General features: G+C 70.6%; 13 protein-coding genes and 3 pseudogenes. 6 read left to right on the top strand and 10 right to left on the bottom strand.

Features of this window, described 5'->3' with window-relative positions; translation table 11 throughout:
* Positions 1–8: 8 nt before the first annotated feature.
* A pseudogene (locus ACSNOD_RS03135) lies at positions 9–601 on the bottom strand (IS5 family transposase); the annotation flags it as partial.
* Between the two features lie 515 nt (positions 602–1,116).
* Here ACSNOD_RS03135 and ACSNOD_RS03130 point away from each other — a divergent pair.
* Positions 1,117–1,587 (top strand): GNAT family N-acetyltransferase, encoded by a 471-nt coding sequence (locus tag ACSNOD_RS03130; RefSeq protein ID WP_436765149.1) that lies wholly within the window; start codon positions 1,117–1,119, stop codon positions 1,585–1,587.
* Here ACSNOD_RS03130 and ACSNOD_RS03125 read toward each other — a convergent pair.
* From ACSNOD_RS03125 to ACSNOD_RS03110, 4 genes and pseudogenes are all read right to left on the bottom strand, one after another.
* Positions 1,582–1,929 (bottom strand): condensation domain-containing protein, encoded by a 348-nt coding sequence (locus ACSNOD_RS03125; RefSeq protein ID WP_436765148.1) that lies wholly within the window; start codon positions 1,927–1,929, stop codon positions 1,582–1,584. The two genes, ACSNOD_RS03130 and ACSNOD_RS03125, sit on opposite strands and share 6 nt — an antisense overlap.
* A gap of 49 nt (positions 1,930–1,978) precedes the next feature.
* Positions 1,979–2,059, bottom strand: a pseudogene (locus tag ACSNOD_RS03120) (phosphopantetheine-binding protein); the annotation flags it as partial.
* 205 nt (positions 2,060–2,264) lie between these two features.
* Complete coding sequence (locus ACSNOD_RS03115) at positions 2,265–2,972, bottom strand: SDR family oxidoreductase (RefSeq protein ID WP_436765147.1); 708 nt, start codon at positions 2,970–2,972, stop codon at positions 2,265–2,267.
* Positions 2,973–4,168: 1,196 nt separating this feature from the next.
* Entirely contained in the window at positions 4,169–5,071 is a 903-nt protein-coding gene (locus ACSNOD_RS03110) for an alpha/beta hydrolase family protein (protein ID WP_436765187.1), read from the bottom strand.
* A 114-nt stretch (positions 5,072–5,185) separates the two neighbouring features.
* Here ACSNOD_RS03110 and ACSNOD_RS03105 point away from each other — a divergent pair, with 114 nt between their 5' ends.
* Together ACSNOD_RS03105 and ACSNOD_RS03100 are read left to right on the top strand one after the other, a co-directional pair.
* The gene (locus tag ACSNOD_RS03105) at positions 5,186–5,353 is read left to right on the top strand and encodes a hypothetical protein (protein WP_436765146.1); all 168 of its coding nucleotides are present in this window, start codon (positions 5,186–5,188) and stop codon (positions 5,351–5,353) included.
* Entirely contained in the window at positions 5,341–5,919 is a 579-nt protein-coding gene (locus ACSNOD_RS03100) for an acyl-CoA dehydrogenase family protein (RefSeq protein ID WP_436765145.1), read from the top strand. Before ACSNOD_RS03105 ends, ACSNOD_RS03100 begins: the two co-directional genes overlap by 13 nt.
* Before the next feature lie 188 nt (positions 5,920–6,107).
* Here the strand turns inward: ACSNOD_RS03100 and ACSNOD_RS03095 are convergent, their stop codons facing one another.
* The 3 genes and pseudogenes from ACSNOD_RS03095 to ACSNOD_RS03085 form a co-directional block, all read right to left on the bottom strand.
* Positions 6,108–6,302 carry a hypothetical protein gene (locus tag ACSNOD_RS03095; protein WP_436765144.1) on the bottom strand — a complete coding sequence of 65 codons (195 nt, stop codon included), beginning with the start codon at positions 6,300–6,302 and terminating at the stop codon, positions 6,108–6,110.
* Positions 6,303–6,339: 37 nt separating this feature from the next.
* Positions 6,340–6,537: pseudogene (locus ACSNOD_RS03090) on the bottom strand (hypothetical protein); the annotation flags it as partial.
* Positions 6,538–6,697: 160 nt separating this feature from the next.
* Positions 6,698–7,054 (bottom strand): hypothetical protein, encoded by a 357-nt coding sequence (locus ACSNOD_RS03085; RefSeq protein WP_436765143.1) that lies wholly within the window; start codon positions 7,052–7,054, stop codon positions 6,698–6,700.
* A 268-nt stretch (positions 7,055–7,322) separates the two neighbouring features.
* On the opposite strand from ACSNOD_RS03085, the gene ACSNOD_RS03080 reads away from it, so the two are divergent.
* Together ACSNOD_RS03080 and ACSNOD_RS03075 are read left to right on the top strand one after the other, a co-directional pair.
* Complete coding sequence (locus tag ACSNOD_RS03080; protein ID WP_436765142.1) at positions 7,323–7,913, top strand: DUF6461 domain-containing protein; 591 nt, start codon at positions 7,323–7,325, stop codon at positions 7,911–7,913.
* 177 nt (positions 7,914–8,090) lie between these two features.
* Positions 8,091–9,686 carry a NucA/NucB deoxyribonuclease domain-containing protein gene (locus ACSNOD_RS03075; RefSeq protein WP_436765141.1) on the top strand — a complete coding sequence of 532 codons (1,596 nt, stop codon included), beginning with the start codon at positions 8,091–8,093 and terminating at the stop codon, positions 9,684–9,686.
* Between the two features lie 96 nt (positions 9,687–9,782).
* Here the strand turns inward: ACSNOD_RS03075 and ACSNOD_RS03070 are convergent, their stop codons facing one another.
* The gene (locus ACSNOD_RS03070) at positions 9,783–11,072 is read right to left on the bottom strand and encodes an MDR family MFS transporter (protein ID WP_436765140.1); all 1,290 of its coding nucleotides are present in this window, start codon (positions 11,070–11,072) and stop codon (positions 9,783–9,785) included.
* Complete coding sequence (locus ACSNOD_RS03065) at positions 11,069–12,703, bottom strand: class I adenylate-forming enzyme family protein (protein WP_436765139.1); 1,635 nt, start codon at positions 12,701–12,703, stop codon at positions 11,069–11,071. Before ACSNOD_RS03065 ends, ACSNOD_RS03070 begins: the two co-directional genes overlap by 4 nt.
* Here ACSNOD_RS03065 and ACSNOD_RS03060 point away from each other — a divergent pair.
* A partial coding sequence (locus ACSNOD_RS03060; RefSeq protein ID WP_436765186.1) for an NUDIX domain-containing protein occupies positions 12,702–12,833 on the top strand: 132 nt, incomplete at its 3' end. The two genes, ACSNOD_RS03065 and ACSNOD_RS03060, sit on opposite strands and share 2 nt — an antisense overlap.

Genomic DNA, 12,833 nt, shown 5'->3' with positions numbered 1-12,833 from the left:
TTCGCGGATCACGAGCGGAGCCAGAGTCGGATCGAGGCGACGAGGACAGTGCCGTGGAACATGTAGGCGCGCTTATCGAACCTCGTGGCCACAGCCCGGAATTTCTTCAGGGCACTGATGGCCCGCTCCACTTCGTTCTTGCGCTTGTGGAGCGGCATGTCAAAGCCGGTGGGTCGGCCACCCTTGCTGCTGCGGGCTTCCCGGTTGGCTCGCTGGCTCTTCGGCCCGGGAATGGTGTGCTTGATCTGACGTCTGCGCAGATAGCGGCGACTGCGGCGGGAACTGTATGCCTTGTCACCGCCGAGGTGGTCCGGTCGCATCCGGGGACGCCCGCTGCCAGGGCGCTTGACCTGGATGCGTTCCAGCACCGGGACGAGCTGGGGGCCGTCGCCCCATTGACCAGGAGTGATCAGCAGGGCCAGTGGCCGGCGGCCGCCCTCCCCGGCGAGGTGGATCTTGCAGGTGAGGCCCCCCCGGCGGAACGGCAGAGTCCCTCATCGGGCCGGTGCTGACGAGGAAGCAACCGCTTCTTCGGGATCCGCAGCGCCCTGCGCGGTGCCCCGGCGGCATGCTGATGAGCCCGGCACGAAGTGGAACCCACTCGTCGTTCGTCAGATCGCCCCGCCCCACGAGCAGAACGACGACCCAGGGCCATACAGTCACATGATCCGCCGGGCAGGCCCTAGCCAGCAGGCTGCCGATTCGTTGTCTGATCACTTGGGCTGAAATCTTCGAGGAGCGCCTTTGCCCTGGACCATCACCGATAACCCCGCAGACGTCGACCGTTGCGCCAGGAAGTTGTGGATGGCGGATCCAGGCGGACATACGATGCTGCTGAGTGTCGTTGAACGATTCATGAACATGCCACCGACCAACCGCCCGCCGCGGACAGCTGGGTGGTGGTCTACCGAGGGTGGGCCCGTAGCGGGAAGCTTTTGCTATGCCTCAGGCGATTCACTCCTCCTGGGAACCATGCCGTTGGGTATTGCTCGTCAGCTCGCTGTTCTGCTTGCTGGAGCCGGGAACTCAGTTGCCTCAGTCCAAGGCCCACGTCCCGCGGTTGAGGAGTTCACATCCACGTGGGAACAACTGACCGGCGCATCGAGGGTCAGCGAGATGCAGCAGAAACTGCACCAGCTTGACCGCCTCATCCGACCTCAGCATCCGCCCGCTGGCAGCGGGCGTTCTGCCACCGTCGCTGACCGGGACTTGCTGGTCGACTGGTTCCGGTGCTTCGCCGAGGAGACCGGTACGGCATCAGGAAATATTGGCGCGACAGTCAGCGATCGGATCGCACGCGGAGGCCTGTTCCTGTGGGACGTTGACGGACGGCCGGTTTCGTTGGCCGGTGCTTCCGTTCCAGCAGGTGGATGCGTCCGTATTACGCCGGTCTACACTCCGCCAGAGAGCCGGAAGCACGGCTTCGGCGGCGCGGCGGTTACGGCTGCGGTGCAATATGCCCTGGGCGCGGGGGTGGACACGGTCGTACTCTTCACCGATGCCGCTAACCCCGCCAGCAACTCGCTGTATCAAGCATTGGGCTTCTCGCCCACAGCGGAGAGCGTCCAGGTCATCTATTTCTCATAGCCTGTCGCGTGCTTGGACCCGAGCCATGAATTGTCGCTGTTGAGGAACATCTGTGCGCGACAGCGCGGCGCTCAGGTCGGTGACGGCCAGGGCCGGCCGGGTGGTCGTCACCCGGGCGCGGCTCGCCGCCCTCAATGGTGAAGGTGGCGCGCGCAGCCGCTCGTGCCGGTCCGCCACGTCGTCCCATGCGGCCTGGAGGGCTGTCGGGTCGAGGGGGCCGCGCAGGCGGGTCAGGGCGGACATGTTGTACGCCGTACCGGCGGCCGGGCTGAGGTGGTCCAGGAGCCACAGGCGGCGCTGGCCCGGGGCCAGGAGCGGTTCGCCGGGCGGGGCGGACTCCACCGGGCAGGCCCGCGGCCGCCTCCAGCGGGCGGTCGGCGAGCAGGCGGGCCAGGGCGGCGAGGGTACCGCAGTCGAACAGCTCGGCCGCGGTCAGCGCGATGCCCAGGCGGCGGCGGACACGGGCGGCGATGCCGACACGGGTGGACGATGCGGGCCGCCTGCAGGGAGGTGCCGCCCAGCTCGGTGAAGTCGGCGTCGGTGCCGACCGGGCCGGTGCAGAGCACCTCGCCCCCCAACTGGGCCAGTTCGGCCCGCGGCGCGGCCCGTCCTTCTCCTGGGGTCTGCGAAGCGAGGTTTCGGCGGGGTTGTGGCCGGCCGCCCCGGGGAGCGGCCGGTCAGACGGTCTGGCCGACGGGTCGGATCACGACGGTGTTGACGTCCACTTCGGTCGGCTGGCGGATGGCCCAGACCACCGAGTCGGCGATCTGGTCGGCCGTCAGGTTGAGGTCCTCGGGCGCGCCGCCGGCGGCGTCCCAGAAGGCGGTCTCGACCCGGCCCGAGGCGACCAGGGTGACGCCGACACCGTCGCCGGTGACCATGCGCCGGGTGTTCTCGGCCAGACCGGTCACCGCCCGCTTGGTGGCGCCGTAGATGTTGCCTGGGGTGTAGACGACGCCGGCGACGCTGCCGATCAGCACGATGCGGCCGCGTGACTTCTTCAGCGCCGGCAGCGCGTAGTGGATCAGCAACGCGGGGCCCAGCACATTGGTGAGGACCATGTCGCGCCACTGGGCCGGGTCGCCGTCGGCGAGGGAGTCATGGGTGGCGTACCCGGCGTTGGCGACCACGGTGTCCAGCCGGCCGAAGGTCTCCACGGTGGTGCTCACGGCGGCGGCGACCGCCTGGTGGTCGGCGGCGTCGCCGGGGAGGGTCACAAGGGTGTCCGGCGTGGCGCCGGTCTCCTGGGCGAACTTCTCCAGCCGCTCGGCGGCGCGTCCGGTGACCGCGACGCGGTGACCGTCGGCCAGCAGCCGCCGTGCGGTAGCCGCGCCGATGCCGCTGGAACCGCCGGTTATCAGCGTCACGGGGGAGGTGATGGTCATGGTGTCGTAGCTCCTGCTCTGCGTAGTCGCCTTGGGCGAGGGGCGGGGCGGCGCGGTCAGCGTGTCTGGTGCGGAAGGCAGTGGGGGACGGCGCGCGGCAGCTTCCTGGTGATCCGGGCGGGCAGTCGCTTCAGCCCCCGGCTTATGGAACTGTCCGCGATCCAGGTCAGTTCGGCCGGGAGCGCCGCGAGCTCCAGCCGGGGCGGGCGGCGCAGCAGCGTCGCGAAGACACGGCGACCAGATCGCCACGTCCGATGCCCCGGAATCCGCCCGCCGCCGGCCTAGTCCTTCTCCACCGCCACGGCCGCCTGTGGGCTTCAGGAAGCCCAAATGCCGAAAGCGGAATTGCCGCCTCTTCTCGCTCTAGCAGCCCTTCCATGGCAGTCCTCCAGGACGAAAGTGCACGGCAGACCCATACGCGGACGACAGGGATGACACAGCGTGGAGGAAGCGACCGTACGTAACGGTCAACTGGACAGGAAAAAGTGCGCGTCAAATCGCAGTGGTCGCTGCGGTGGTCCCGGCCGAACAGGGTGCTCCCGCTAGTTGCTCCGTCATTCCGAAGGTCACGTGACGAACGGATACAGAACCTAAGATCAACTCATCTGTTAGAACATGATGCATAGAGCAATCTGGCTGGGACTTGCCGTGCCGTGGGCCTCGCCAATACTCGGTTTCACGCGCTGTGACAGGCGCTTGCCGAACCGCCGGTGTGTATTCCGCACGGAAGGGGTCGAGGCTCGAATCGTTCCACGACCTGGAGTGAGTCGAACGTAGTTGCGGACGTGGCGGGCGGCGAGTTCGCCGACCGGGCCACCGCGTTAACCGACGCCGCCGAGACCGCCTCCGAACGTACCCGCGAAACATGCGGTGCCCCACGATGGTGATCGCGTGCACAGGGCAGACCGTACTCCTGCGGCGCCCCAGGGCCGGGCGAGATCGTGATCGCCGAGGTCCTTTCGCCGTGAGCAGGGGGTGGCCCAGTGCCGTACCTCGGGATAGCGGGCCGAGGAGCCGTTCAGCAGGGATTCCCGTTGGTCGCGCAGGTGCCGGTCCACGGACGCGCCCACATAGGCGCGAGTGATCTGTACGCCCCGAGCCCCTGACAGCTTGGTGTTCGCTCCCGCCCCGGCCTGTTCGATCAGCATCAGCAGGTCGGTGAATGAGTAGCTGCCGTCGAGGGTGAACCAGCGCTTTCAGCCGGAGAGCGCGGACCAGGTGCGGTCCCACTGCGGGGCCGCCTCGCCCTGGCCGTTCGGCTGGTGTTCGGGAGTGCATGAGGAACAGCCAGTCGTTCCCGGGGTGGAGACCTCGGCCAAGCCGTCCATGGTCAGGCCCGCGTCGATCCTGCGGCCGGCGCGCATAGCCGGAATCGTGCTGTATCCGCCGGCCGAATGGCCGACCATCGCGATGCGGCCGGAGTTGATCAGCTCGCCGCCGCCCCAGGCAGGGTGCGGCCCGGTCAGCTGGTCGAGCACGAACTCCACATCGGCGGCGCGACCCTCGGCGATCCTGGCGAGGTTGGCCTGGTCGTAGGGCGGCGTGCAGGCGGCGCACGGCGTGGTGTGGCAGTCGGGGAACGTGGTGCAGACGGCTTCGTAGTTGTGGCCGAATCCCGCGACCACGTAGCCGTGGCTCGCCAGGTCCTCCGCCAGCGACGACAGCGTGGCGCGGGGCACCTGGAACCCGGGTGAGACCACCACCAGCGGCGATCGCCGCTTCAGCGGCCGAGCGTCGGCCGTGGAGTGGGTACGGACCTGCGCCAGCGTGTCCCGTGGAACGTCGTCCGCTTCCAGCAGCTCCAGCAGCGCCGCGGGCTCCTGCTCCGCCATAAATGGGGCGGGCTTGCCGCCCACCGTGTCCCGCGGCTGTGCGGGGTACCACAGCGACACCATCAGCTCGCGCCGCCGCTTGGGAACCCACGGGTCGGCTCGCGCCTCGTCCCGCAGGTGCAGAGTGTTCCGTCCCACCGGCAGCGGGCCGGCAGGACGGGGGAGTCCGAGGGCGGCAGGGGCGTCGGGGGCGCTCTGTCGGCGCCACGTCCGTGGCCTAGGTTTTCGCGGACGCGACCGGTGAAGGCCATCGCCTCGCCACGTCATCGCCAGCGCGGCGAGGCACAGGTCGCGAATCCTCATGACCCTCATGATGAGCGGCGAGTTCCATGGTCGTGCGCGTCGATCGGCCGGTGAACCGAGGCACCGCACACAGGGCACATGGTCGGCGCCTGGGAGTTCGCCCTGCCCATCGACCGGGACAGGCTGGACCTCGGGCAGGCCGTCATCGCCATGGTCTGCGAGGAGGCGGGGAACGCGACGCTGCCGCTGACCGATACCTTGCTCGCCCTCCCCGACGGACCCGGGGGCCGTGCGTGGCCCTCGTGAAACTGCCCGTCAGGGGCGTCGAGGTGCGGGCGCTGCGCGACCACGGCGGGGGAGCGGTCTCCAGTGCGGTCTTCGACGAGGCCCGCGTTCCCGCCGAGGCCGTGCTGCTGCGCGGGCTCGCCGCCGAACAGGCACTGGCCCGGGTGGGGCTGCGGGCGGCCGTGCACCAGGCGTCGCTGCTCGCCGGCATCACCGCCGTGGCGCTGACCGCCGTGGTGGCCCGGATCAGGAGCCGTCGTCAGTTCGGCCAGGCGCTGGTCAAGCACCAGGGGCCGCGCCTTCGGGCGGCCGGGCTGCTGGCTCGTCTCGACGCCGTCCGCTGGGCGGTGGGGGATGCGGCCAAGAACCTCGACGAGGACCGTCTCACCCCCGGCGAGGCCGCGGGTCTCATCGCCCTGACGGCCGAGACGGCCCTGGACGTGACCCGCGACGCGGTCCACCTGCACGGCGCGTCGGGACTGGTCCGGGACGGCCTGGTCGCCGGCTGCTACCGCCGCGCCGCCTGGGAGGCCCTGCGCTGCGGCCGCCCCGCGCACCTGTGGGACACGGCGTCCCGCATGCCCTGACGGTATGTCCGCGCGAGCCCGCCCTCCGGGGCCTCGGCGCATCCGCCCGGTTCCGCAGCGCCGGGTGCTCCTGGGGCGGCCGGCCCCGGTCGCCGTGCCAACCACAGCGTCGACAGCGCAGGGGGCTCGGCTGGGTAACCCCGGCCGAGCGCCTCTCTCACCGCCTGCGCGTCCGCCGACGCGAACCGTCAGTCCAGGTCGCGTCGCATCACCCAGCGATAGCGCTTGTCGCTCTTCGCCTCCGTCCTGCGCACCCGGCGGAAGCCCGCCCGTTCGAACATCTCCATCGTGCCCACGTACGCCAGCGTCGGGTTCACCTTTCCGCCCTCCGGGTCCACGGGATAACCCTCCACCCACCGCCGGAGCGCCGTGGGCCCTGGCATGGGCCACCGCGCCCTCAAGGAGGCCCGAGGCCACCCCCTTGCCGCGGAAGTCCTTGCGTACGACGAAGCAGGTCACCGACCACACCGGCGCGTCGTCGACCGGCGTGATCGTCTTCGACGACGTGAGGCGGTCCAGATGCTTGCGCGGCGCCACGTTGCACCAGCCGGCCACCTCGCCGTCGAGGTAGCCCAGCACCCCCGGCGGGGGGTCGGCCGCCTCGACGAGGGAGCGCATGTGCTCGCCCCGCTCGTCGGCGGTCATCCGCCCGTAGTCGCCGGTGGACAGCCGCCAGGCCATGCACCAGCATGTGTGCGCGCTCTTCTTGGGCTGCAGAACCGCCCGCAGGTCGTCCCAACGCTCGGCAGTCGCCGGCAGAACTTCCAGAGTCATAGCGCTACTTCGCCCCCTTTCCAGTGCTCTGAGTGTGCTCCCCGGCCGCGGTCCCGCTCGCCCTGCGACGGCCTCCACCGATGACGGCCGTCAGGACCTCCACGGCGCGCAGGCACGCCTGTCGTCCGACATCCAGATGCGTGACCAGCCGGACCACGCCCGGGCCCGGCGCGGTCACCAGCACTCCTCCCCGCGCCGCTCGCGCCACGACGTCCTCGGTGCCGGGCGTGTCCACGGGGACCATGTTGGTCTCCCGGGGCCGTACCCGGAACCCAGCCCCATGCAGCCCCTCCGCGAGCAGCGCCACGTTGTCGTGGTCCTCAGCCGGTCGCCGGCCGATGGTGAAGCCATTCCGCTCCAACGCGCCTGTGATCTCCGCCAGTTCGGCACCGCCGTCCTCCAGGTCCTCGTACAGGCGCAGCGCCGACGGGGGAGAACCCCTGAGCCGGCACGCAGGGCGTCGAGCACGTGGGCCACCAGGTCCGCGCAGGCTGCGGCCGCACCCCGTCAATGCCGCGGGCGGCCAGAGTGTTGCTCCCCAGTACGACGGCCGGGGTGGGGCTTGCTTGCCGGCGTGGGCGGAGGCCGAGAGGGTGGGGGCGCGTTCGGTCGGAGGAAGGAGATGTCGGGTGGTGGATCTGTTGGAACTGTTCGGTGAGGGCTGGTGCGTGACGCTTGCGCACCGTGCGCCAGTGCAGGCTCTTGAGCGCATGGGCGTACGGGAAGTGGCGGAGGTCGCTGACGGACTGCAGCTGGTGACCGAGCGGCTGGAAGCGGACCGTACGGAGCCGGACGTGCTCCTTCTGGGACGTGAGCTGCGGGGTGGCTGGTCGCTGGTCGTGGAGCTGGAGGGCACCCTGGGCTGGGTGGGGATGGATCGCGGGGTGCTTGCGGCGTTGTCCGCGGGCGGGCAGATGGCTGTTTCCGCGTTCGAGGACCCCAATCAGCTGATGGTCCACGTGGCGGCCGACGGGCAGGTGGTGTGCGAGCTGGATGCCGTCAGCGGGCGACTGCCCTACGAGGCGGCCGGCGCGGAGGAGACGGTCGAAGCCCTGCTGTCCGTGGGCTTCTCGCGTGGTGACGAGCCGACCGGCCAGGTGGCCGCGGCGGACGCCGCCGGCCGCGTCGCGCTGGCGTTGCGCGCGGTGACGGGCGTGGAGCTGCAGGAAGAGGACTTCGACGGTCCATGGCTCGGCGGTCTGAGCAAAGCCGGCGAGTGATGCCGGCTGCGAGAGGCCTCCTCACCCGCTGCTGCTGGTGCCGTTCGGCTTGAAGCGTCCTTGTGTCACTGAAGAGTCCCCTGAAACCTGGTGCACGCGTTTGCCCACGCCGGGTGTTGAGCTGGCGGAGGCCGCTGTCGGCCGGAGCCCGGCTGAATCAAGGGGGATTCCCAACGCATGTCACTGAGCAGAACGTGGCGAATAAAAACGCTGGTCGCGACTGTGGCGGCGGGGGCGTTCGTGCTCCCGGCCCAGTTGGCCACCGCCCAGCCCGCCCCCGCGCCGGCTCCAGCCGGAGCTGAGGACGCGGCCGCCGAACCTGACCGGACGATCAGAATGAGGGTCGGCATCTCCCAGCAGGAGCTGGCCGACCTGCGCGCCAAGGGCCGCGAAGCCCGAGAACAGGGACACAAGAGCCTGCCGGTTCCCGCGCCCACCGCGCAGCCCGACAGCGCGGCACCGGCCAGGCCGGCCGGGAAGGCGGCCAAGCCGTTGTCGGTCCTGGAAGCGGACCGCTCATCCAAGCGGGCGGCTGCCGACAACGCCCGGCGGACGGCCCAGATACCTCGGACAGCTGCCGACCCGATCCCGACTCCCGAGCACGACCGAGGGTGGGTGCCGATCGGGGAGATGCCCCACGAGGAGCGCCTGAAGGCGTGCTTCGACAGCGACGCCGCCGGCAAGGGCATCGGCCACATCCACAACCGCTTCACCTACTGCGCCCGGTGGAACCTGGAGGTCGAGTACTGGGAGATCGACAGCAAGGGCGTCCCGGTGGAGAAGGAAGGCACCACCTCCGCGGTGTGGAGGGTCTTCGGACAGGGCGACGCCAAGGACCGCCGGGTGAGGATCTTCTCGCAGATCGAGGAGGACTCGGTGGACTACGACTGGGGGCCGATCGACAACATCTTCGTCGCCCCCGGCGTGCCGCTGAGCCTGATGGGCCAGTGCTCGCAGGGCTCGGAGGTCTGCAGCGCCGGCCCCGGTTCGTACACGATGCCCTGGGCGACGTGGGACAACAACCCGATCTGGGCGAACTGGGACATCTACAACCAGGAGCAGATCGGCGAAGGCCGCGACAAGATCTCCTACAACCAGTGGTACGTCGAGGCGTTCACCGACAACGAGGAGTACACCACGCTGAACAAGGCGGAAACTCCGCCGCGACTGGTGCGCTGCGACTCGGCGACCTACTTCAACAAAGGCCAGGCCAAGTACCCAAAGGCCTGCATCTTCAGCGAGGTCATCCCGCACCTGACCTATACCCGCGGTACCACCCACCACGCCGTGGCCGAGCACTTGTACATCGCCTTCAACCAGCCGCGGTCCACCTACCCGCTGCTGGCCCCTCCCGGGCAGCCGTGGCCGAGGGACAAGAAGATCCCCGGCAAGTACCACCCGGACAACCCGGACGCCCCAGGACTGCACCGCATCACCAAGAAGCTGCACCCGGACGAGATCAAGGCCAACAAGGATCACAAGGACGGTGCCTGCTTCAAGACCGGCCCGGAGCGTGACCTGTACCAGGACACCGGCCTGCCCAATGGAACCAACCCCGGTGAACAGTGCGACGAATACCCCTTCGCCTCAACCTTGGAAGGAGCCGGCAACCCCGACTGGGACTTCTCGGTGAAGTCCGTGCCGGCGAAGGACAACCGCGTCGCGGGCGGGATGCTGCGCGATTACTACGTCGATGACCGGGTGCTGGCCTGGGACAAGGGCCTGGACCGCCCTTCCGAGACCAACGACCGCTTCTACATGAAGATCGACTGACGCGGCAGCCCGCTCTGCCGCAGGCCCACGAACCCTTGGAGCTCCCCACCGCCTCCTGGCGGTGGGGAGCTCCGTCGTGCCGCCATCACCTGCGACTCAGCGACCGGCCCCTGGTGCGGCGGCGGTCTCCTGGCCCCGGCCCTCCGGCTGCTCGCGCATCACGCGGGCATAGCCGACCGCGGCCACGATGCCGACCGCCAGGCTTCCCAGCCACAGCACCTCCGCCCCGTGCCGGTCGATGACCAGCCCGCCCAGCAGCGGCGCGGCGAACGCGGCGACCGACCAGGAGAGGGTGTACACGCCCTGGTAGCGGCCCCGGCCCTCGGCGGGGGAGAGCCGCGCCACCAGCGCCATCTGGGTGGGGGAGTTGACGATTTCCCCGAGCGTCCAGACGCAGACCGTGAGCACGTAGAAGGGCACGGAGTCGGCGAGGGCCGTGAGGCCGAACCCCGCCCCCGTCAGCAGGGCCGACACCACCAGCAGCGGGCCGGGCGGGCGATGCTCGATCAGGCGCGTCACCGGCATCTGCAGCACCACGATGAGGATGCCGTTCGCCGCGATCACCAAGCCGAAGTCGGCGCTGTCGAAGCCGGCCTTTCCCATGGCCATCGGCAGGGCGACCAGTCCCTGCTGGTAGAGCGTCACCAGCAGCAGGTTCAGCCCCACGACCGTCATGAAGCGGCCGTCGCGCAGCACGGTCGACAGCGACGTGGCACCCTCCGGGCCCGCCTCCGCACTCCCCTCCGGCGCGCTGCGCGGTGCCGGCCGGGATTCCGGCAGCCGGAGGTAGGCCACGGCCGCGCAGAGCAGGGTCAGCAGCGCCTCGCCCAGGAACAGCCACCGGTAGGAGTGGCGGGCGATGAGGCCCGCCACGGAGGCCGACAGGGCGAAGCCCAGATTGATCGCCCAGTAGTTGAGGGCGAACGCGCGCACCCGGTGCCGCTCGGGCACGATGTCGGTCATCATCGCCTGCACCGCCGGGCGGGAGGCGCTGGTCGCCATCCCGGCCAGCGCGGCGAGCACCGCGATCACGCCCGGGTGGGAGGCGAAACCGAGGAGCGCCACCATGGCCGCGGTGGCCGTCTGGGACACCAGCAGGGTGGGCCTGCGGCCCAGCCGGTCCGTGAGCACTCCGGCCACCAGGTTCCCCGCGGCGCCCCCCAGCCCGTAGAGCGCGACCACCAAGCCCGCGTAGGTCGCCGAGTACCCCTTCTGCAGGGTGAGGTACAGCGCGAGGAACGTGGAGACGAACGCCCCGAGCCGGTTGATCAGCGTGCTTCCCCACAGCCACCAGAACGCGGGCGGGAGCCCGGAGAAGGTGCCGCGGACAGCGCGTTTGGTGGCCGTCACCACGGCCGTCCGCCGCCAGGACCGCTGCCCGCTCACGACCGCCGGTCCACGGCGGGCGCGGACTCCTGGACGGCCGATTGCAGGAGCTCCTTGAGCCTGGGCCGGAGGACCTTGCCCGTGGCGGTCCTCGGGACGGCGGGCAGCCGCACGAAGCGGGCCGGGAGCACCGCCGGGTCGAAGAACCGCCCGAGGTGGTCCAGCAGCATGGCGTCGGTCGTCTCCCGCGGCGCGGTCACCGCCGCGACCACCACCTCCCCCAGGAAGCGGTCGGCCGCGGTGGAGCAGGCGGCGTCCCGCACGGACGGGAAGGACCGGAGCGCGCGCTCCATCTCCTCCAGTGACACCGTCTCGCCGCGCACCTTGGCGATGTTCTTGGCGCGCCCGGTGATGACGACGAACCGCAGGCCCGTCTCCGGGTCGACGACCTCGTGACCCAGGTCCTGGGAGTGGAACCAGCCGCCCGCGAACGCCTCCGCGGTCGCCTCCGCGTTCCCCTGGTACCGCGACATCACGTTGTGCCCGCGCATGCAGACCTCCCCGCGCTCGCCGGGTTCGGCGCGCCGGCCGTCGGCGCGGAGCACGGCCACCTCGTTGCCGTACAGGGCGGTGCCGACCGAGGGGATGTCGCAGTCCAGCATCAGGGCGCGGTAGGCGGTTTCTGACAGGCCGCGGGGCATGGTGGTGGAGAAGTTGGTCGTCTCGGTCAGCCCGTACCCCTGGAGGACGCGCACGCCCCACTTGTCGTGCACCGCCCGGGCCGTGGATCGGGGCAGCGGCGCGGCGGCCGACACGAAGTAGTCGAACTCCCGTGGGACCTCGGGGGCCCGCCAGGTCTCCAGCAGCGTCTCCAGGATGCTGGGGACCACGCTCGCGATCCGCGGCCGGTGGGCCGTCAGCAGGCCCGGGTACCGGAAGGGGTCGAACCCGCTGAGCACGATGCCGTGGGCTCCGGCGGCGAGCACCCCGAAGATGCTGAAATGCAGCCCGTTGACGTGGTGAATGGGCAGGCAGCCCAGGAACCGGTCGCCTGGCCCGAGACCATGGTGCCGGTGCAGCGCCGCGGCGTTGACGGCGCCGTTGTAGTGCGACTGCGCGACCAGTTTGGAAGCCGCGGTCGACCCGGAGGTGCCGAAGTACAGGGCGTCGGCCCCGGGGTCGAGGGCGGGCCCGGCCCAGGTGTCGTCGTCGGTGGGCAGCGTCCACGGGTCGGGCAGGACCGTCCAGGACACCGCGGTGTCGGCGGTGGTGCCCGGGCCCCGTAGCAGTGCCTTGGCGCCCAACGCGTCCGCCTGCCGCATGACGCGCTCGGCCGGATCGCCGGGGTTCAGCGACAGGACGGAGCAGCCGGCGAGCAGCAGGGCGAAGACGGCGGTCACCGACGGCAGGTCGTTCACCGGGGCGAGGGCGAAGACGTCCCCGGGGCGGGCGTCGAGCTCGCGCCCGGCCCACGCCGCCAGGCGGCGGCTGAGCCGGAGCGCGTCGCCGTAGGTGAGGGTGGTCTCGGTCCCCTCCGCGTCGTGGAAGGTGAGGTAGGGGGCCGACCCGTGGCGCTCGGCCCGGTGGGCGAGCAGCTCCGGCATGGTGGGGTGCACGGGCAGCCGGTCGGTGAACGCCCTTCCGGCGTAGGCGTGGGCTTGTCGGTGGTCACGGTCGTGGGTGTCGTGCATGGCTTCCGTCACGGTAGTGGGCGGTGCTCCACAGGGGCGGGCGGGTGGTCAGCGGGAGACGGCGGAGGCCGCAGCGCGGCGCGAGGCCGCGGAGGAGGCGGGCGTGGCCGTCGGCGAGGTGCGCTGCGTG

The organism is Streptomyces sp. URMC 123, assembly GCF_051386515.1.
Lineage (GTDB): Bacteria > Actinomycetota > Actinomycetes > Streptomycetales > Streptomycetaceae > Streptomyces.
This window is presented reverse-complemented; position numbering and strand designations above follow the sequence as displayed.